The following is a 19154-nucleotide window of genomic DNA, read 5'->3' as shown; positions in this document are numbered from 1 at the left end:
GCTACGCCTTGGCACGTTCTTCAGCGGCACCGCCGTCAACGGCGCCCTCGTCATCGCTGACGAGCTGCTCGTCGGCGTCGTCCTGCGCCGCGACGCCGTTGCGAGTGGTGGCGTCGCTTGCGTCGGCCTCGATGGCTTCGGATGCAGTGGCATCCGATTCCTCTGCGTCGCTCGACGCTGTCGCGGCACTCGGTTCGGTGAACGCGGGGGCCGGAAGATTGAGCTGCTGGAACACCGTGCGCATCTGCTCGAGGTAGCCCGCGATCTGATCGCGCTCATCCCGAATCTCAACGAGGCGGCGCTCGGCCTGCGCTGTCTCATTGCGCGCGCGGTCCTCAAGCTCGCGGGCTCGCTCGCGCGCCTGGCGGTTCGAGTTTTCCAAGAGGTTCGCGGCCTGACGCTCGGCGGCCTGGATGGTCTCCTGCGCGCGCTTGCGCGCATCGGCGGCCACCCGGCCCGACTCACGGCGAACCTGTTCGCTGCGCTGGTTGAGGTCGGCGAGTTGCTCGGTGGCCTCGTCAATCATGCGCTTCGCGGCAGCCTCGGCGTTCCGGCCGGCCGACACGAGCTGCTGCTCAAACTCATTGCGCTTGGCCGTGAGTTCAACCTCTTGACCGCTGCGGGCCTCGGCAAGCTCACGCAGCGTGCGCTCGCGCAGTTCGGCAAGCTCGGCTGAGACGCGCTGGCGAGTGCTCGTGAGGTCGCGATCCTCGCTCCCGCGAAGCTCGGCGAGTTCGATCTCGGTCGTGGCGCGAAGTTCTGCAACCTCACGCTCCGCGGCCTCGCGAGCGGAAGTGATGTCGCGCTCGTGCTGGGCGCGAGCAGCGGCAAGCTCGGTCTCGAGCTCACTGCGGCGGCGCGCGACCTCGGCATTGAGCGCCTCGCGAGCGTCGTTGGTTTCACGGTCGAATTTCGTCGACGCCAGCCCGAGCGCCTGCTCCTGCTCGGTGCGGCGTTCACCCATATCGCGTTCGAGGTCGGCACGACGCTCGACGATCTCGCGCTCGAACTTCTCCCGGTCTTCAGCGAGCTGACGGGTGATGTCGAGGCGCTCCGCCTCAAATACGCGCTGCTGCTCGGTAAGCGCGGCCAGCGCATCCGCAAGCTCTTGCTCGTGGGTCTGACGGGCGCGGGCAAGGTCTTCGTTGGTCGAAGCGCGCAGAGCGGCGATTTCGCGATCGGTGGCGTGCCGCTTTTCCCGCAACTCGGCGGTGATCTGGTCCTTGACCGAATCGATCTCACGCTCTTGGTTGAGACGGGTGAGTTCCGCCTCCTGCTGGGCGTTTTCGACAAGCTGATCGGCGGTTGACTGCGCCTCGCTGGCGATGCGGCGGGCTGAAAGGTCTGCCTCTGAGGTGACGCGTTCGGCGTAGTCGTTCGCATCTTCGCGCACCTTGAGCGCATCCTGTTGCGCTTCGGCGAGGATGGCGTCAGCTTCACGCTTTGCGTCGCTCACAAGCCGGGCGGCCTGCTCCTCGGCGGTCGCGAGGGTCCCGGCAAGCTTCGTGCCAAGGCCGGCGTAGGTGGGGGAGTCGGACTCACCAAGCTCGCGCTCAAGCTGCAACACCCGATCGCGCTGCTTTTCGGCTTCGCGCCGAGCTTCATCCCGCCCCTGCAGCGCCTCGTGCTCTCGTCGACGCAGCTGCGCAATCGCTTCGTCGACTTCTTCACGGCTGTAACCGCGCATGGTCGTGGTGAAGTTGAAGTTGTCCACGGGTGTGGGGACCTCCGGTGCGATGAAACGGCACGCATAAGCGCATGGCTCTTGGCAGTCTAAGCCCGGCCAGCCGAGCATTCCCGGCTGACTGGCGGGAGTCGCATCCAGATGCCGACAAGGTTATGAAAGTGACGCTGGGGTAAACTCTCGTGTCCGAGACTTTCCCGATTTTCGTAGGGGTAACCCCGCGCCTGAGCCAAGACCCCTCGGTGTCGTTGTCTCGGCGGGCCCAGCCACAAGGAGAATTCGTGCGACTCATCCTCTCCGTGCTCGCAGCAGTCGCTGGCATCGTCATGCTCGTTGTTGGCGGAGTGCAATTCGCCGAGGCAAGCAAGGTGACCACGATCACCGCTTCGGGCACCACGACCTCCGGCGCACCGCTGCTCGTCGCAAGCGACTCGGTGCTCGCGGCACACGCCGGTTCGCAGCGAGTACGTATCGAGGGCGATGGCCCGATCGTCGCCGTAGTTGGTCGCACCGGTGACGTCACTGCGTGGGTTGGTGACACGAAGCACGATGTGGTCGCCGTCGAAACTGCCGAACGCCAGGGTGGTAGCACCGAACCGCTGAGCTTCACCACGGCCGGCACCGAAGACACGGCACCAGCGCTCGAAAGCGGCGACCTCTGGCTCGAGGTGCAGCGCGGCGAAGGCTCCCTCGAATTCGACGCCGTCGTGGCGCCCGGCTACTCCATGCTGATCGGTAGCGATGGCACCCAGCCAGCCCCGACAAGCCTTGCAATCACCTGGCCCCACGGTGGCTATGCGCCGTGGTCAGGCCCACTGCTTGTTGGCGGCGGGCTCATGCTCGTGATTGCCGCACTCCTCATGGCCTGGTCGATCGTGCACCGGCGCCGTCTACGCCGCGACGCCGAGCTGCTGCCGCCGGAACTGCCGAAGGTTGCCGAACCGCTCGACGCGGATGTGGTGGCCGCGGCCGACGCGAACGTTGCCGAGGGCGAGACTGCCCAGTGGTCGGTTGTGAATTGGACGCCGGCGGAAGAAACCGAACCCGCGATTGATATTGAGGCGCTTGAGCGCGAGCTTGAGCAGGCCAACGAACTCGATGTCACGACGCCGTTCGAGCCGGTGTCCGACGACGATGAGCCGCTGCACACCGACACGATCACGCTGCCGCCACTGGTTGGTTCGCAGGCAGTGACGAGCGCACCGGTGCCGGAACAGGCTGAATTCGCAGAGCCCGAGTTTGCGGAGCCCGAGCTTGCCGAGCCCGACCACGAAGAAGCTGCACCAGCCGCATCCGAAGCAGCCTTCGCCGAGCTTGCAGAAGCCCAGCCAGTGCCAGCCGAGCCCGTGGAGGCACCCGTGCCAGCGACGCCTGAATCGCAAGAACCCGAGCACGCCGCCAGCGACGCTGACGACGACTCGAAGTGGCGCCGCCCACGCGGACGCAACCGCTCGAGCGCACCACGACAATCGTTCTTTGTCGCCCCCATCGCCTTGGTGGCGGCGCTCACCCTCGCCGGCTGTGCTCCGCAATACTGGCCTTCGGCCTGGACCGGTGCCGATGTCGCCCCGACCGGCACCCCAACATCGACCGCCGATGCCGCCATCCTCGAAGAAGGCGGCTCGCTTCCGGTGCTCAGTGCCGACAAAATCAACGAGATTCTTGCCGACGCCGGGCAGCTCGCGGGTGAGGCAGACGCGGCCCTCGATGCATCCTTGCTCGAACCACGCTTTGGTGGTGACGCGCTCGCCGAACGCACCGCAATGTACGCCGCGACGAAGGCTGACGCGGCGCTCCCCGGGGCCGTGCCTTTCCCAGCCGGTGAGGCTGTCTATGTCGTGCCAGAGGCGACCGATGGTTGGCCGCGCACAGTGTTCACGGTCGTCAACGCCTCGACCGATGCCTCCGCGTCGACCGCGCCGTTTGCCGTGACGCTCGAGCAGACCGGGCCACGCGACCCCTACCTCGTCGTTTCGCTCGTGCAACTCAGCCCTGGCGTGAGCCTGCCCGACGCACCGCCTGCCGAAATCGGTGCCGGGAGCCTCGAGTCGGTCGCAGCCAACCTCGCCATGAGCCCCGATGAGGTCGCGGCGGCCTACGCCGACATCATCGCGAAGGGTGCGACGTCGGAGTTCGCCGACAAGTTCAGTGCCGAAAATGACACCCTGCGCGAGCAGGTGAATCAGGCCTATCGCGATGCCGAGGCGGCGAAGCTCGACCCGCAGGTCGCGACGCTCGCATTTGCCTACGCGGCTTCCGACACCGCGGCCACGGGTGTTGCCTCGCTCGAGGGCGGCGCGATCATCGCGGTGTCGATTACCGAGTCCGAGATGCTCAAGGCGGTCAGCGACCGCTCGCGCATCTCGGTGGCGGGTCGCACCGCCGCACTGTCGGGTCTCAGCACCTCGCAGTACGGTTTCGAGCGGGTCTACACCGACCAGGTGCTGTTCTACGTGCCGCCGGCATCGTCGGGGGCGAAGATCCAATTTCTTGGCGCATCCCAGGCAATGACCTCGGCGCGCGAACTGACTAAGGAAGAGGCGGGCGTTAATGGCTGACGAAACGACGAACTATCCGGCAGCGCAGGGCGGCGCGGTTGACCTGAGCGGTCTCGCCGCGAACCAACCGGATGCGGCCGGCGCCGCTCCCGGTGCCCCGGCAACGAACGCGGCGCCGCTCGCGCAGGTCGATGATGTGGTCATCAGCGGCGGCGAGCAGGAGCTCGACGAGTTTGCGCGGCTTTCTACTCGGATGCCCGTGCTCGTTGAGATGCACGCCTCGTGGTCGCACGAATCGCGCGAACTCTCACCGGTGCTCGAGAGCATCGTGCGCGAGGCAGGCGGGCGCCTGTTGCTCCTGCGCCTTGACCTCGACGCGCACTCGCAGCTCGGCAGCCAGCCGCAGGTCATTGCGCTCTTCGGCGGTCAGCCAATGCCGCTGTTCAGCGGTAACCCACCGCGGGAGCAGATCGTTCAGGTGATCAATGAGTTGCTCCAAGCCGCGGCTTCCCGGGGGCTCGACGGCTTTGTTGAGGTGGGTGGAGCCGAGGCCGAAGCGCCGAGCGAACCCCCGCTGCCGCCGCTGCACCAGGCCGCGCAGGAAGCGCTCGCCCTTGGCGACTACGCCGCGGCAAAGAAGTACTACGAGCAGGCGCTCACCGAGGCACCCGCTGACGACCTCGCCAAGGTTGGCCTCGCGCAGGTCAACCTGCTCGGCCGACTCCAGGGCAAGACGCTTGCCGAAGTGCGCGAGCGTGGCGCTGAGGCACCCGACGACCTCGACGCCCAATTCGATGTTGCCGACCTCGACCTCTCGGGTGGCCATGTCGACGACGCCTTCTCGCGCCTGCTGAACCTCTACCCGAAGCTCGACGACGAGGGGAAGAGCGCCGTGCGTGACCGTCTGCTCGAACTCTTCGATGTTGTCGGCGCCGAGGATGCACGAGTCAAGCGCGCGCGCCAGCGCCTCACGAGCTTGCTGTTCGCGTAGTCAGTCCAGAGACCAGCCGCACGCCCTGAGGTTCTCGTCGCACCACCTTCGGTGCTTCGAGAACCTCAGCGAGCGTTACGCGAACTAGTTCGCGCGGCGCAGGAAGACCGCACCGAGCGGCGGCACCCGCAGGGTCACCGATTGCGCGAAGCCATGCATCGGCTCGCCATCGGCAGTGACCTGGCCGTTCATGATGCCCGAACCGCCAAACCAGAGGTCGTCGGAGTTGAGCGCCTCGACCCATTCGCCCCCGGCCGGCAGGCCAATGCGGTAACCCTCGAGCGCCTGATTCGAGAAATTGAAGATGCAGGCAAGCTCGCCACCGGAGCGATCGCGGCGGAGGAACGCGAGGAGGCTATTGTCTGCATCCTCGCCCGAGATCCACTGCATCCCGCCGGGTTCGTGATCGAGCTCCCAAAGCGCGGGATGCTCACGGTAGAGCTTGTTGAGCTCAGCCACGTAGCGTTGCACGCCCGAGAACGTCGGGTTCTCAAGCAGCCACCAGTCGAGCCCCTTGTTTTCGTTCCATTCGGAGGGCTGACCGAATTCTTGGCCCATGAACAGCAGTTGCTTGCCCGGGTGGCCCCATTGGTAGCTGTAGAACAGGCGCAGGTTGGCGGCCTTCTGCCAGTCGTCGCCCGGCATCTTGTCGAACATCGACCCCTTGCCGTGCACGACCTCATCGTGCGAAATCGGCAGCATGAACTGCTCGCTCCACACGTAGACGAACGAGAAGGTGAGTTCGCCGTGGTGGTAGCGGCGGTAGATCGGGTCCTTCGCGAAGTAGCGCAGGTTGTCGTTCATCCAACCCATGTTCCACTTCAAACCGAAGCCCATGCCGCCCCAATCGGTGGGGCGCGTGATGCCGGGGAAGCTCGTTGATTCCTCCGCGATCATGACGATGCCGGGGTAGAGCTTGTAGGCGGTGCCGTTGACCTCTTTGAGGAAGTCGATGGCCTCGTAGTACTCGCGGCCACCGTCGCGGTTCGGAATCCACTCATCGCGCGAGTAGTCGCGGTAGATCATCGAGGCAACCGCGTCGACGCGCAGCCCGTCAATGTGGAACTCTTCGAGCCAGTAGAGCGCGTTCGCCACGAGGAAGTTGCGCACCTGCGAGTTGCCGAAATCGAAGACGAGCGTGCCCCAATCCGACTGTTCGCCGAGGCGCGGGTCGGGGTGTTCGTAGAGGGCCTGACCGTCGAACTTCGCGAGGCCGAAAGAGTCTTTCGGGAAGTGACCCGGCACCCAGTCCATGATCACGCCGTAGCCGGCCTGATGCAGCCGGTCGATGAGGTAACGCAGGTCATCGGGCGAGCCGAGGCGCGAGGTGGGCGCGTAGTAGCCGGTCACCTGGTAGCCCCACGAACCGCCGAAGGGATGCTCGGCCAGCGGCATGAACTCGACGTGCGTGAAGCCCATCTCGTCGAGATAGGGGATGAGTTCATCCGCGAGTTCGCGGTAGCCGAGCCCCGGACGCCACGACATGGCGTGCAACTCGTACACGCTCATCGGGCCGTTGTGCGGATCTGACGAAGCACGCTTGGCGAGCCACTCGTCGTCGCCCCACTCGTGGGCAGACGGCGCCGGCACCACCGAGGCAGTGTGCGGCGGACGCTCGGCGTGACGGGCCATTGGGTCGGCCTTGTCGAGCCATTCGTTGCCCCAGGTGAAGATCTGGAACTTGTAGGTCTCGTGCGCGCCGACGCCGGGGATGAACAGCTCCCAGACGCCGAGGTCGCCGAGTTTGCGCATGGCGTGCTGCGACCCATCCCAGTTATTGAATGAGCCGGTCACGCGCACGGCCTGAGCGTGCGGTGCCCACACCGCGAACGAGGTGCCGTTGGCGAGCTGCTTCGTGCCCCAGTGCTCACGCACATGGGCACCGAGAACATCCCACAGCCGCTCGTGGCGACCCTCACCGATGAGGTAGAGGTCCATCTCGCCAATCGAGGGCGTGAACCGGTAGGGGTCATCGGCGAGGTGCGGCACGCCGTCGTCGTACGTGGTTTCGATCTGGTAGTCGTCGAGCCCGAACTCGTGCTCGGCCTCCCAGACACCGAAGCCCACGTGCTCAAGTTCGACGCGGCGTCCGGTCGAGCCGAGCACTACGGCCACGGACTTCGCGAGCGGACGACGCGCGCGCACGGTGACAAGATCGATGCGCGTGGGGTCAGGATGCTGTCCGAGCACGCCGTGCGGATTTCCGTGGCGGCCTTCGGCGATGGCAAGCAATTCGCCATCGGGGATGAGCGAAATCCGGCGCTCGGGAACCTGTGCGGCAGGCTCAGTCGGCTGGATCGGCTCGCCCGATTGGCTCGGCCCGCCTGGTTCGTTCGGCGCGGTGGCGTCATGCGCAAACATGGGCATCCTCTCTTCGTGGTCTCGCGAGGCTACTCGGAACTAGCTGTGTCGCACGCTGACGACGTGAGACTGCCCAGGTGCGAGTCGAACGTAGTTCGATCCCGACCAATCCCAGATCTCGCCGGTGAGCAACTCTTCTACCTGGAAACCGGCGCCCGGTTGCATCCCGAACTTGGTGACGTCGAGGTGCAGAGTCGCCTCGTGCGTGTTGACTGGGTCGAGATTGACGACGACGACGATGGTGTCGGTGATGCCAGTCGAGGTGTAGTCAGCGGCGAGATGCTTCGAGAACGCGAGCAGGTTCGGGTTATCGGCCGATTGCACTTCGAAGTTGCGCAATTGTGCGAGCGCTGGGTGCGCCCGGCGAATCTCATTGAGACGGCGGATGAGCGGGGCAATCGAGGTGCCAGCGGCTTCTTCACCTGCCCAATCGCGCTGCTTGTACTCGTACTTTTCGTTGTCGATGTTCTCCTCTGATCCCGGCCGGGCGACGTTCTCGATGAGCTCGAACCCGGCGTACATGCCCCAGAGCGGGCTCGCCATCGCGGCGATCACGGCGCGCGCCTCATAGGCGGGGCGGCCACCGTGCTGCAGGTATTCGGTGAGGATGTCGGGGGTGTTCACGAAGAGGTTCGGGCGCATGAAATCGCTCGTGTCGTGCGAGATCGAAGTGAGGAACTCTTCGAGCTCTTCGCGGGTGTTGCGCCAGGTGAAGTACGAGTACGACTGGTGGAAGCCAGCCTTCGCGAGCGATTGCATCACGGCCGGGCGCGTGAACGCTTCGGCAAGGAAGATCACCTCGGGGTGCTTCGCGTTGACCTCATGAATGAGCCACTCCCAGAACTGCAGGGGCTTTGTGTGCGGGTTGTCGACGCGGAAAATCTTTACGCCGAGACCAACCCAGTATTCGACGACCTCGAGCACCTCGCTGTAGAAGCCATTGCGGTCGTTGTCGAAGTTGACCGGGTAGATGTCCTGGTATTTCTTTGGCGGGTTCTCGGCATAGGCGATGGTGCCGTCGGCGAGCGTGGTGAACCACTCGGGATGCTCTGCCACCCACGGGTGGTCAGGCGTCGCCTGGAGGGCGAGGTCGAGCGCGATCTCGAGGCCGAGTTCTGCGGCGCGAGTGCGGAAGGCTTGGAAGTCCTCGACCGTACCAAGGTCGGGGTGCACATCCTGGTGACCGCCGCCCTCGCCACCGATGGCCCAGGGCGAACCCGGGTCGGTGTCGCTGGCCACGAGCGTGTTGTTCGGACCCTTGCGGTTGGTGACACCGATGGGGTGAATCGGCGGCAGGTAGAGCACATCGAAGCCCATGCCGGCGACGCCTTCGAGGCGCTCGGTCGCGGTGCGGAAGTTGCCTGAAGTCCAGGTGCCGTCGGCGCCGCGCACAGCACCTTCCGAGCGGGGGAAGAACTCGTACCAAGCGCCGTACCCGGCGCGCTGGCGCTCGACTCGGATGGTGCGATCCTGCGAGCGGGTAATGATCGAACGCACCGGACGTGCGGCGAGTTCATCACGCACGCGCGGGGCGAGTAGGGCGTTGAGTCGTTCTCGGGTCGAACTCGCGGAGTTGCGGGCGTTCTCGGCTGCGGTGACGAGCAGGGTGCGGGCGGCGTCGCGAGCATTGGCGGCGGCGCGGTCGAGTACACGGGCGCCCTCTTCGAGCATGAGTTCGACATCGATGCCGGCGGGCACTTTGATCTCGGCGTTGTGGCGCCAGGTCGCGAAGTCATCGCCGAAGGCCTCGACATGCCAGGTCCACTCACCGTCGATGGCGAGTTGCGCGGTCGCGCGCCACTCATCGAGGCCGGGGCGACCGGGCTTCATTCGGATGCGCTGGGCAATGCGCTCGGGCGACGAGAGCACGAGATCGACGGCAATCTTGTCGTGGCCTTCGCGGAAAGCGACGCACGAGAACGGCACAACTTCGCCGACATAGGCCTTCGTCTGGAAGAGCTGATCGGCGATCTGGGGACGCAGATCCATGATCGGGATGCGGCCGTAGACGGGCGCATAGCCGGACCCGGGGAAGCCGGTCTCGGCGGTCTCGGCGGGGACTGGGGCGTTCGAGGCGGGAGTCGTCGTCGTCACTCTTCAGACGCTACCAACTCGCAGTGACGAAGTGCTGGTTGGTCCAGTTGCGACGACTGGTCTCGATCCGTCGCTGCGCTCCTACTCGACCACCCATACTTTGGCTGGTCGAGTAGCGAAGCGGATCGAGACCCGCCCACCTAGTCCGAGCCAATGACCTCGTAGACGCGCATCGACGGTCCGGTCACCCGCATCCGCTGGCCGGGTACGACGAGCGACATGGCATCGGTGTCGATTTCAGCGATGTGCTCCACCGCCGAGTCCCACAGCAGGCGGTAGTACTCGATGCCATCGACCTTCGGCAACCGGAACGGCGCCGGGTCTTCCACTCCGTGGACGACAACGAGCACGCGGATGATGTCGCCTTCTTCGGTGCGGGTCGAAGCCAGGTATTGCACCGACCGAGTGGCGGGGGAGTTCCACTCCCACTCATCCATCGAGCCGCCGAGCGCGTCGAACCAATCGAGCCGCGAGGCCCCTTCGATGATCTCGGTGGTGTGGTTGTAGCGCACCGGTCGCAACACGGGATAGTTGTGGCGAATCTCGAGCAAGCGTCGCACGTGATGGAAATGCGCCGTCTGGTATTCGAAGGTGCTCCAGTCCACCCAGCCGGTTTCGTTGTCCTGGTTATACGGGTTGTTATTGCCGTCTTGAGTACGAGCGATCTCATCGCCCGCGACGAGCATCGGCACCCCGGCTGAAAGCAGGAGCGTGCCCACAAGGTTGCGCGTTGAGAGTCGACGCAACGCATTGATGCGGTCGTCGCTCGTTTCACCCTCGAAGCCGAAGTTGTACGAGTGGTTCTCGCCGGTGCCGTCGCGATTGAGTTCGCCGTTGAGCAGGTTGTGCTTCACGTTGTACGACACGAGGTCGCGCATCGTGAAGCCATCGTGGGCGGTGACGAAGTTCACCGAGGCGATCGGACCACGAGCATCCGAGAATCGGTTCGACGAGCCCGCCATCGCGGTCGTGAGTTTGCCGACGCCCTCGCGGTGCTGTCCGGTAATGCGGGCCTGCGCGAAGCTTTCGACCCAGAAGCGGCGCACACGGTCGCGGTATTCGTCGTTCCATTCCGACCAGCCGGGCGGAAAGTGGCCGGTCTGCCAACCACCAACTCCGACGTCCCACGGCTCAGCAATCATCTTGACGCCCTCGAGGCGTTCGTCGTTGGCGATGGCCGTGAGTAACGGGTGGTGCGTTGAGAAGCTGTGATGTGCATCCCGACCGAGCGTCACAGCGAGATCGAAGCGGAAGCCGTCGATGCCGAACTCTTCGTGCCAATACCGCAGCGAGTCAATAATGAGCTGCTGCACGATCGGCTTCGATGCATCCACCGAGTTACCGCAACCGGTCACATCGAGCAGGCGTCCGCTGAGGTCGTGGCGATAGTAGCTCGCGTTATCGAGGCCGCGGAAAAGTCGTGGCGGCGCGTCGATGCCCTCATCGGCAGTGTGGTTGTAGACCACATCGAGATAGACCTCGATGCCGGCTTCGTGCAGGAGGCGCACCATGCCCTTGAACTCGCGGGCGACGGCTTCCGGGCCCTCGGCGCGGGCAGCCTCGGTCGCGTAGGCGGCGTGCGGAGCGAAGAAACCGAGGGTGTTGTAGCCCCAGTAGTTCGTCATGTCTTGCGCGCGCAGGTGACGCTCGCTGTCAAAGGCGTGCACGGGGAGCAATTCAATGGCCGTGATGCCGAGGCGCTTGAGGTGCGCGATCATCTCGGTCGAAGCGAGGCCGGCGTAGGTGCCGCGCAGATGCTCAGGCACGAAGGGTGCGAGCTGTGTGAGGCCTTTGACATGCGCCTCATAAATGACGGTGTCGCGCAGCGGCGTCTCGGGCGCGCTCACTGTGCCCCAATCAAACTGCTCGTCGGCTACCACGACCGAAAGCCAGTGCGGTGAGGCCGCCGTGCCGACGTTCTCAATGTGCCGGGCGTACGGGTCGAGGCTGTCGAGCGTCGGATCAAAGCGGTGCGGGCCACCCTGCGGGCCGTCAACGCGCAGGGCGTAGCGGCGGCCGGGGTGCAACTCGGGCGTCGCCACCTCCCACACATCGCCATCGCGGCCCATCGGCAGCGTGGCAACCGGGGCATCATCGTCGAAAAGAACGAGCGTCATGCTCGTGGCATGACGGCTCCACACGCGCAGACGCGGACCTTCAGGCGTGGCGATGACGCCGAGGTCGAGAGTCGTGGATGCGGTCATGAAGTTGCTCCGTTGGCGGCGAATGGCGACGCAACGAGTCTACTGAGGGTATGAGTCAGACCATGCGGATTGTGCTGTGAACGAATTACGCCAAGAACGATAGTGAACTCTAGCGCCGAGGTGCCGGTGGGACAATGTGAGTCATGCCTGCCTACTTCGATCACGCTGCCACCGCGCCCCTGCATCCGGCCGCTCGCGCGGCGCTGGTTGACGCGCTCGATCGGCTCGGCAATCCCTCATCGATCCACGCGCACGGCCAGCGCGCCCGGCGCGCGCTCGAAGACGCACGTGCGCGCATTGGCGCATCACTCGGCGCCGAGGCAATCGAAACGGTGCTCACCTCGGGTGGCACCGAATCAATCAATCTTGCGATTAAGGGACTGTGGTGGGCGCGAAATCGCGACGCCGCCCGCCCCCGCATCCTTACCACGCGCGCCGAACACCACTCGACGCTCGATGCGGTGGCTTGGCTTGTTGACCGGCAGGGTGCGCAGGTGACATGGCTCCCAGTGGATGCGGTGGGTCGCGTCGATCTCGCGGCTCTGGAGCAGGAGCTTGCTGGCGACGGCGGGGCCGATGTGGCGCTCGTGACGCTCTTGCATGCGAACAATGAGATCGGCACGGTGCAACCGGTGCGCGCGGTGGCGCAACTCGCGGCGGCAGCGGGTGTGCCGGTGCACATTGACGCGGTGGCGAGTTACGGCCAGCTGCCGGTTTCGTTGCACGACCTTGGCGTCGCCGCCCTCAGCGTTTCGGCGCATAAGGTGGGCGGGCCGGTGGGCGTCGGGGCGCTCGCGGTGGCTCGTGGCACCTCGCCCGAGGCGCTCTTGCACGGCGGCGGCCAGCAACTCGGTTTCCGTTCCGGCACCCAGGATGTGGTCGGTGCGCTCGCCTTCGCGGCCGTCGCTGATGAGCTGGTCGCTCACGCCGAAGAAGCAGCCGCGAGCCAACGCCGTGCTCGCGATGAGGTGTTGTGGCTCGTACGCCACCACGCACCCGAGGCGGAGCTGCGCGGTGACGATCCCGACGCCATCCTCGATGACGCCGGTACCGAGGTGCCCGCGCGGCTTCCCGGCAACGCCCACTTCACCTTCCCCGGGAGCCAGGGCGACTCGCTGCTGTTCCTCCTCGATATGGCGGGCGTTTCGGCGTCGACCGGCTCGGCTTGCCAGGCCGGCATTCCCGAACCGAGCCACGTACTGCTCGCCACCGGACTCGACGAAGCCACGGCGCGCGGCGCCCTGCGCTTTACGGTGGGCGCCGAAACGACGGCGGAAGAACTTGCTGCGCTTGATGCATCCTTGCCCGGGGTGGTCGCGCAGGCGCGGAAGGCCGGGCTATCAAATCGGGAGGTGCGCCTTTGAGTATGGGCATGGGTCGCGGTGGCGGCGCTGGTGGCGGCCGCGGTGGAGCGGGCATCTATCAGGATGAACAGGCCGTGCGCGATGCGAACGCCGATGCTCCCGAGATCCCGGGCCTGTGGCGTCGAGTCGCCAGCCTCTTTGGTGCCTACAAGGGCCTCCTCGCGGTGGCGGGCCTGCTCGTCGTCATCACCTCGGCACTCGGGGTCGCGCCAGCGCTCCTTACGCAACAGATCTTCGACCGTGGGCTCTTCCCCGTGGATGGCTCGGGCCCGAATCTTGAGGTGCTCTGGTGGCTCGCGATCGCCATGCTCGCGGTCAGCGTCATCGTCGCCTCGATTGACCTCTTGCAAACGTGGATCACCGCGAAGATCGGTAACTCGGTCGCGAACGATCTGCGCGTACAGATGTTCGAGCGCCTCCTCGCCATGGACCTCGCCTTCTTCACTGCGACCAAGACTGGCGAATTGCAATCGCGTCTGCAGAACGACGTGGGTGGCATTGCGACGACGCTGCGCTCAACGTTTACCGCGATCCTCGGCAATATCGTGACGGCGGCCGCATCCATTGCCGCGATGTTCGTGCTCGATTGGCGACTCGCGATTCTCTCGGTGGTGTTCTTGCCGCCGCTACTCGTCTTGCAACGCCGAGTTGGCCAGGTGCGGGCTCGCGTCGCTACCCGTGCCCAGCGCTCGCTGGCTGATCTCACCGCAATCACCCAAGAGAGCCTGTCGGTGTCGGGAGTGTTGCTCACGAAGACGATTGGCCGTGAGGGTGCCGAAACTGAGCGCTATCGCGCGGCCAACCTCACCCAGCTGCGCTTGCAGCTCGAACTCGCGATGCGCGGCCAGTGGTTCTTCTCAGCCGTGGGCGTGCTCATGGGGCTCGTGCCGATCATCGTCTACGTGATCGCCGGCTACCTCATTACCGGTGGCGTCGAGGTCACCGCCGGCACGATCGTCGCGTTCACCTCGATGAACATGCAGGTGCGCAGGCCGCTGCTCGGTCTCATGCGCACCGGCCTCGACATTCAGACCTCGAAAGCACTGTTCGCGCGCATCTTTGAATACCTCGACCTGCGCCCGACCATCGTGGATGCACCTGACGCCCGCGAAGTGAACACCGCTCGCCTCGGCGAGGTCGAGTTCGACGACGTCGTCTTCCGCTATGCCACCGCGCAGGAATCGGCGGCGCCAACGCTCAACGGCGTTGACTTCCGGGTTGCCCCTGGTGAGTTTGTCGCGTTCGTCGGGCCCTCGGGTGCGGGCAAGACCACGGTCGGTTATCTCGCGACTCGGCTTTACGACGTCACCGGCGGTGCCGTGCGTTTTGCCGGCGATGATGTGCGGGAGCTGCGTCGCGATGCGATCGTTGCGCACACCGGCGTCGTGAGCCAGGAGTCGTATCTCGTGCACGACACTGTGGCCGCGAACTTGCGGCTCGCGAAGCCTGAGGCGACGGCGGAAGAGCTCGAAGTGGCGTGCCGGGCAGCGAACCTCCACGAACGCATCCTTGCGTTGCCGCAGGGCTATGACACTGTCGTGGGCGAGCGCGGTACGCGGCTTTCGGGCGGTGAGCGTCAGCGGCTCGCGATTGCGCGCGTGCTCCTGCGCGACCCGGCCGTGCTCATCCTCGACGAAGCGACGAGCGCCCTCGACACCGTGAGTGAACGCCACGTGCAGCGAGCTATCGAGGCGGCCCGTGAGGGGCGCACGGTTATTGCCATTGCGCACCGGCTCTCGACGATTCGGGGTGCCGATCGGATCTACGTGCTTGACCGCGGACACATCGTTGAGCAGGGCAGTCACGACGAACTTGTCGCCGCCGGCGGCACCTACGCGGCGCTCTATCGCGAGCAGGATGCGCTGACGGCGGAATGAGGCGCGGCCCCGATGTCGGAGGCACCTCGTAGAATCGATTCCTATGAAGGTGCTGGCAGCAATGAGCGGCGGCGTCGACTCTTCGGTCGCCGCGGCCCGCGCCGTCGACGCCGGACACGAAGTTGTTGGCGTTCATCTGGCGCTCTCGCGAGCGGGCGGCACCCTGCGCGAGGGCTCGCGCGGATGTTGCACGATCGAAGACGCCATTGACGCGCGCCGGGTCTGCGACACGCTCGACATTCCGTTCTATGTGTGGGACTTTTCGGAGCGCTTCCGCGATGACGTCGTCGACGACTTCATCAGCGAATACGCCCAGGGCCGCACACCGAACCCCTGCCTGCGTTGCAACGAGAAGATCAAGTTCGCGGCGCTGCTCGATAAGGCGCTTGACCTCGGCTTCGACGCGGTCGTCACCGGCCACTACGCGGCAACTATCGATCGCCCCGACGGCACTCGCGAACTTCACCGCGGTGCTGAAGCGGCGAAGGACCAGTCGTACGTGCTCGGGGTGCTCACCGGCGAACAGCTCAAGCACTGCTGGTTCCCGCTCGGTGCTGACGCCGACAAGGCCGAGGTGCGCGCTGAGGCCGAGCGACGTGGCTTCGTGACTGCGGCAAAGCCCGATAGCTACGACATCTGCTTCATCCCCGATGGCGACACGCGCACCTGGCTCGGCGACCGCATCCCGATGCGCCCGGGCCCCATCGTCGACCGTGCGGGCGAAGTGCTCGGCGAACACGACGGCGCCACTGCCTTCACAGTCGGCCAGCGCAAGGGTCTGCGACTTGGGCGACCTGCGGCCGACGGGGAACCGCGATTCGTGCTTGAGGTCAACGCGGCCGAGAACCGTGTTGTGGTGGGGCCGAAGTCGGCGCTCGCGATTGGCGAGCTCGTCGGCCAGCGCTTTACCTGGGCCGGGCCTCGTCCCGACAGCGACTCATTCGACTGCCTCGTGCAGGTGCGCGCGCACGGCGAGCCGGTGCTGGGGCGCTGCGAGATTCGCGCGGCCAAGTCGTCGACCCGCCCTGACGCGAGCGAGCCCGGCATTGAGGTTGCGGTGACCGTGTACGAGCCGCTCGTTGGCGTTGCCACCGGTCAGACGGCAGTTGTCTACGACGGCACCCGCGTCGTCGGCGCTTTCACTATTGATCGCACGGTTGCCGCCGATGAGGTCGCCGAGGTCATTGGCGCCGCATCCGCAGCACAGAACGGAGTCTGAGTTGGCACGGTCCCGCAGCGAGCGCCCGAATGCGCCCGCACTCAAAGACGGCGAAGCGCTCGACCGCATGCTTGATCGCACTGAACGGTGGGCGAAGTCCTATGCGCATCCGGCTGATCTTGACCGTGCCGCGACCGACTTTGATGCGAAGTTCCGCCGCGAGGCCGAACAGCTCGCCGAGCAATCGACAACCCGGGCGCGCAAGTTCGGCCTCGCCGACTGGCTCATGGCCGTCATGCTCTGGCTCATCATCGCGGGCATCGTGCTCGGTGGCTCGGTCTTGCTGATGCAGCCCGATATGGGGCAGTTCTGGATCTTCGTTGCCGCGGCAGTGGTCATTTTCGTCGTCGGTCTCGCCTACGTCTATTTCGACACCACGAGTCCAAAGCGGGCCGAGCGCAAGCTTGCCGACAAGGTGGAGTGGCTCCTTGGCGCGGCGAAGAAGCGCTCGTTCGCGACCCTCGCGGAGCGAGCCGCGAAGTGAGCGAACTCAGCTTTGGCGAGGCCCGCGGTCGCGTTGATGCGCTGCGTGAGCAGCTCGCCGCCTGGTCTGACGCCTATTACCAGCAAGACACGCAGCTCGTTCCCGATGCCGAGTACGACGCTGCGATGGCCGAGTTGCAGGCGCTTGAGCGGATGCATCCCGAGCTCGAATCGCAAGACTCGCCAACCCAGCGGGTCGGCGGCGAAGTCTCGGAAATGTTCGCGCCGGTCGTGCACGGCGAGCGGATGCTCTCACTCGACAACGTCTTTTCGCTCGAGGAGTTGCGCGAGTGGCTGGCAAAGACCGAGACGGCAGTTGGCCGCGAGGTCGATTGGCTCACCGAACTCAAGATTGACGGGCTCGCGATCAACCTGCGCTACGAGCGCGGTCGTCTCGTGCGTGCGGCAACCCGGGGTGATGGCCGCACGGGTGAAGACGTCACCCAGAACGCGATTCGCGTCGCAGGCATCCCGACGCAATTGCAGGGGAGCGGGCACCCGGATGCGTTTGAAGTTCGCGGCGAGGTGTTCATCCCCGTCGCTGAGTTTGAAGCGCTCAATGCCCTGCAGGCTGACCTGCGCGAACGCGTCATTGCCGAGCGCGGTGCGCTGGATCTCGCCACGGCGACGACCCGCGCCGAGCGGCGGTTCCCGCCGTTTGCGAACCCGCGCAATGCCGCGAGTGGCGGGCTGCGCCAGCAACTCGACAAGAAGACCGGGCTCGAACACGAAGCTGGACTTGCCCGCCTGAATTCGCTGCGGCTCTACGTCCATGGCATCGGTGACTGGGCAGATCCGCCGGTTGCCGCGCAATCAGAGGTCTACGAACTGCTCGCCGGCTGGGACTTGCCGACAAGTCCGCATGTCGAGGTGCGTCGCGGCACCGAGTCGGTGCTCGAGTTCATTGAGGAGTATCGCGAGCGTCGCGCATCGATCGAACACGAGATCGACGGCATCGTCGTCAAAGTCGACAACCTTGCCGACCACGCCGAACTTGGCACTACCTCGCGGGCCCCGCGCTGGGCGATCGCCTACAAATACCCGCCCGAAGAGGTGCACACAAAGCTGCTCGATATTCGCGTGGGCGTCGGTCGCACTGGCCGCGCCACCCCGTACGCGGTCATGGAACCCGTGCGGGTTGCGGGCAGCGTCGTACGCCAAGCGACGCTGCACAATCAGGATGTGGTGCGTGCGAAGGGCGTAAAGATCGGCGACACCGTCGTGTTGCGCAAGGCTGGCGATGTCATTCCCGAGGTGCTCGGGCCGGTCGTAGCCGACCGCGATGGCACCGAACGTGAATTCGTCATGCCGAGCGTGTGCCCCGAATGCGGTGCCGAGCTGCGCGCGATGAAAGAGGGCGATATCGACCTTCGTTGCCCGAACGCACGCTCATGCCCGGCGCAGGTGCGCGGCCGAGTCGAGCACATCGGCTCGCGCGGTGGGCTCGACATCGAAGTGCTCGGTGAGGTGACGGCGGCCGCATTGACGCAACCAGAAGTGCCGGCCGAACCGCCGTTGGAAACCGAGGCGCGCCTGTTCGAGTTGACGCTCGACGAGCTCGTGCCGATTGTCGTCGTGGTGCGCGATGGCGAAACCGGTGAAGAGAAGCGGGATGAGGCGGGCGAGCTCGTGCGTCGAGCGCCATTCCAAAAGGTGCGCCTCGACTACGCGCCCGAGGCCGCTGGACTCACCGCGGCCGAGCGGCGCAAAGCCGGGTTCCGCAAGAACTTCCGAGTCATTGAGCCCTCAGCACAGGCGTACAAGCTGCTGGAAGAGCTTGAGAAGGCGAAGACGAAGGAACTCTGGCGTCAGCTCGTCGCGCTCAACATTCGTCATGTCGGGCCGGTGGCCGCACGTGCACTCGCCGATTGGTTCGGCTCACTCGACGCGATTCGCGCGGCAACACCCGAGGAACTGTCATCGGTTGAGGGTGTGGGCACGATCATCGCCGAGTCGATCACGGAGTGGCTCGCGGTCGACTGGCACCTCGAGATCATTGAGCGCTGGAGAGCCGCTGGAGTTGCCTTCGCCACACCAGGGCATCCGGGGCCAGGCGCGGCGGTGACGGTTGAGGGGCCGCTGAGTGGACTCACAGTCGTGGCCACGGGCACGCTTGAGGGATTCACGCGCGACGGCGCGAAAGAAGCGATCATTGCCGCCGGTGGCAAGGCGGCAAGTTCAGTCTCGAAGAAGACCGACTTTGTGGCGGCCGGGCCGGGTGCCGGGTCGAAGCTCACGAAGGCTGAGGAACTCGGCATCCCGGTGCTTGATGCTGATGGCTTCCGACTCCTGCTCGAAGGCGGCCCCGACGCCGTCGCTGGCCTCCCGAGTTGATCGAGTAGCGCGGCATCCTGGTTGATCGAGTAGGTCGCAGGCCGT

General features: G+C 65.5%; 11 protein-coding genes. 7 read left to right on the top strand and 4 right to left on the bottom strand.

The genetic code is table 11. The features are described from left to right. Position 1 precedes the first annotated feature (1 nt). Positions 2-1714, bottom strand: coding sequence for a DivIVA domain-containing protein (locus EG850_RS10180; protein WP_185715028.1), 1713 nt, complete (start codon positions 1712-1714; stop codon positions 2-4). A gap of 251 nt (positions 1715-1965) precedes the next feature. Between EG850_RS10180 and EG850_RS10175 the strand changes: the two genes are divergently transcribed. Beyond that, positions 1966-4242 carry a hypothetical protein gene (locus EG850_RS10175; protein WP_124973106.1) on the top strand — a complete coding sequence of 759 codons (2277 nt, stop codon included), beginning with the start codon at positions 1966-1968 and terminating at the stop codon, positions 4240-4242. Beyond that, positions 4235-5173, top strand: coding sequence for a tetratricopeptide repeat protein (locus tag EG850_RS10170; protein ID WP_124973104.1), 939 nt, complete (start codon positions 4235-4237; stop codon positions 5171-5173). Before EG850_RS10175 ends, EG850_RS10170 begins: the two co-directional genes overlap by 8 nt. An 84-nt stretch (positions 5174-5257) precedes the next feature. Here EG850_RS10170 and glgB read toward each other — a convergent pair whose 3' ends face one another. The 3 genes from glgB to glgX form a co-directional block, all read right to left on the bottom strand. Continuing rightward, a complete protein-coding gene (gene glgB / locus EG850_RS10165; RefSeq protein WP_124973102.1) occupies positions 5258-7534 on the bottom strand; it encodes a 1,4-alpha-glucan branching protein GlgB in 2277 nt (758 codons plus the stop codon). A gap of 39 nt (positions 7535-7573) precedes the next feature. Beyond that, complete coding sequence (locus EG850_RS10160) at positions 7574-9628, bottom strand: alpha-1,4-glucan--maltose-1-phosphate maltosyltransferase (protein ID WP_407920590.1); 2055 nt, start codon at positions 9626-9628, stop codon at positions 7574-7576. A gap of 140 nt (positions 9629-9768) precedes the next feature. Next, positions 9769-11832 (bottom strand): glycogen debranching protein GlgX, encoded by a 2064-nt coding sequence (gene glgX, locus EG850_RS10155; RefSeq protein ID WP_124973100.1) that lies wholly within the window; start codon positions 11830-11832, stop codon positions 9769-9771. A 143-nt stretch (positions 11833-11975) separates the two neighbouring features. On the opposite strand from glgX, the gene EG850_RS10150 reads away from it, so the two are divergent. Genes EG850_RS10150 through ligA form a run of 5 tightly spaced genes read left to right on the top strand, consistent with a single transcriptional unit; the run spans position 11976 to position 19109 of the window. Beyond that, complete coding sequence (locus tag EG850_RS10150; protein WP_124973098.1) at positions 11976-13196, top strand: cysteine desulfurase family protein; 1221 nt, start codon at positions 11976-11978, stop codon at positions 13194-13196. Between the two features lie 2 nt (positions 13197-13198). Continuing rightward, positions 13199-15073 (top strand): ABC transporter ATP-binding protein, encoded by a 1875-nt coding sequence (locus EG850_RS10145; RefSeq protein WP_124973214.1) that lies wholly within the window; start codon positions 13199-13201, stop codon positions 15071-15073. Between the two features lie 43 nt (positions 15074-15116). Continuing rightward, on the top strand, positions 15117-16292 hold the full coding sequence (mnmA, locus tag EG850_RS10140) for a tRNA 2-thiouridine(34) synthase MnmA (protein ID WP_124973096.1): 1176 nt from the start codon (positions 15117-15119) through the stop codon (positions 16290-16292). A 1-nt stretch (position 16293) separates the two neighbouring features. After that, positions 16294-16776, top strand: coding sequence for a hypothetical protein (locus EG850_RS10135; RefSeq protein WP_124973094.1), 483 nt, complete (start codon positions 16294-16296; stop codon positions 16774-16776). Then, positions 16773-19109 (top strand): NAD-dependent DNA ligase LigA, encoded by a 2337-nt coding sequence (ligA, locus tag EG850_RS10130; RefSeq protein WP_124973092.1) that lies wholly within the window; start codon positions 16773-16775, stop codon positions 19107-19109. Before EG850_RS10135 ends, ligA begins: the two co-directional genes overlap by 4 nt. The last annotated feature ends 45 nt before the right edge of the window (positions 19110-19154 follow it).

This window comes from Gulosibacter macacae, assembly GCF_003865375.1.
GTDB classification, from domain to species: domain Bacteria; phylum Actinomycetota; class Actinomycetes; order Actinomycetales; family Microbacteriaceae; genus Gulosibacter; species Gulosibacter macacae.
The sequence above is the reverse complement of the archived record's forward strand: the minus strand, read 5'-3'. Positions and strand labels throughout refer to the sequence as shown.

Coding starts and splice junctions, on each gene's coding strand:
- EG850_RS10170 (WP_124973104.1), top strand. CDS start 4,235: ATGGCTGACGAAACGACGAACTATCCGGCAGCGCAGGGCGGCGCGGTT.
- glgB (WP_124973102.1), bottom strand. CDS start 7,534: ATGTTTGCGCATGACGCCACCGCGCCGAACGAACCAGGCGGGCCGAGC.
- glgX (WP_124973100.1), bottom strand. CDS start 11,832: ATGACCGCATCCACGACTCTCGACCTCGGCGTCATCGCCACGCCTGAA.
- EG850_RS10150 (WP_124973098.1), top strand. CDS start 11,976: ATGCCTGCCTACTTCGATCACGCTGCCACCGCGCCCCTGCATCCGGCC.
- EG850_RS10145 (WP_124973214.1), top strand. CDS start 13,199: ATGGGCATGGGTCGCGGTGGCGGCGCTGGTGGCGGCCGCGGTGGAGCG.
- mnmA (WP_124973096.1), top strand. CDS start 15,117: ATGAAGGTGCTGGCAGCAATGAGCGGCGGCGTCGACTCTTCGGTCGCC.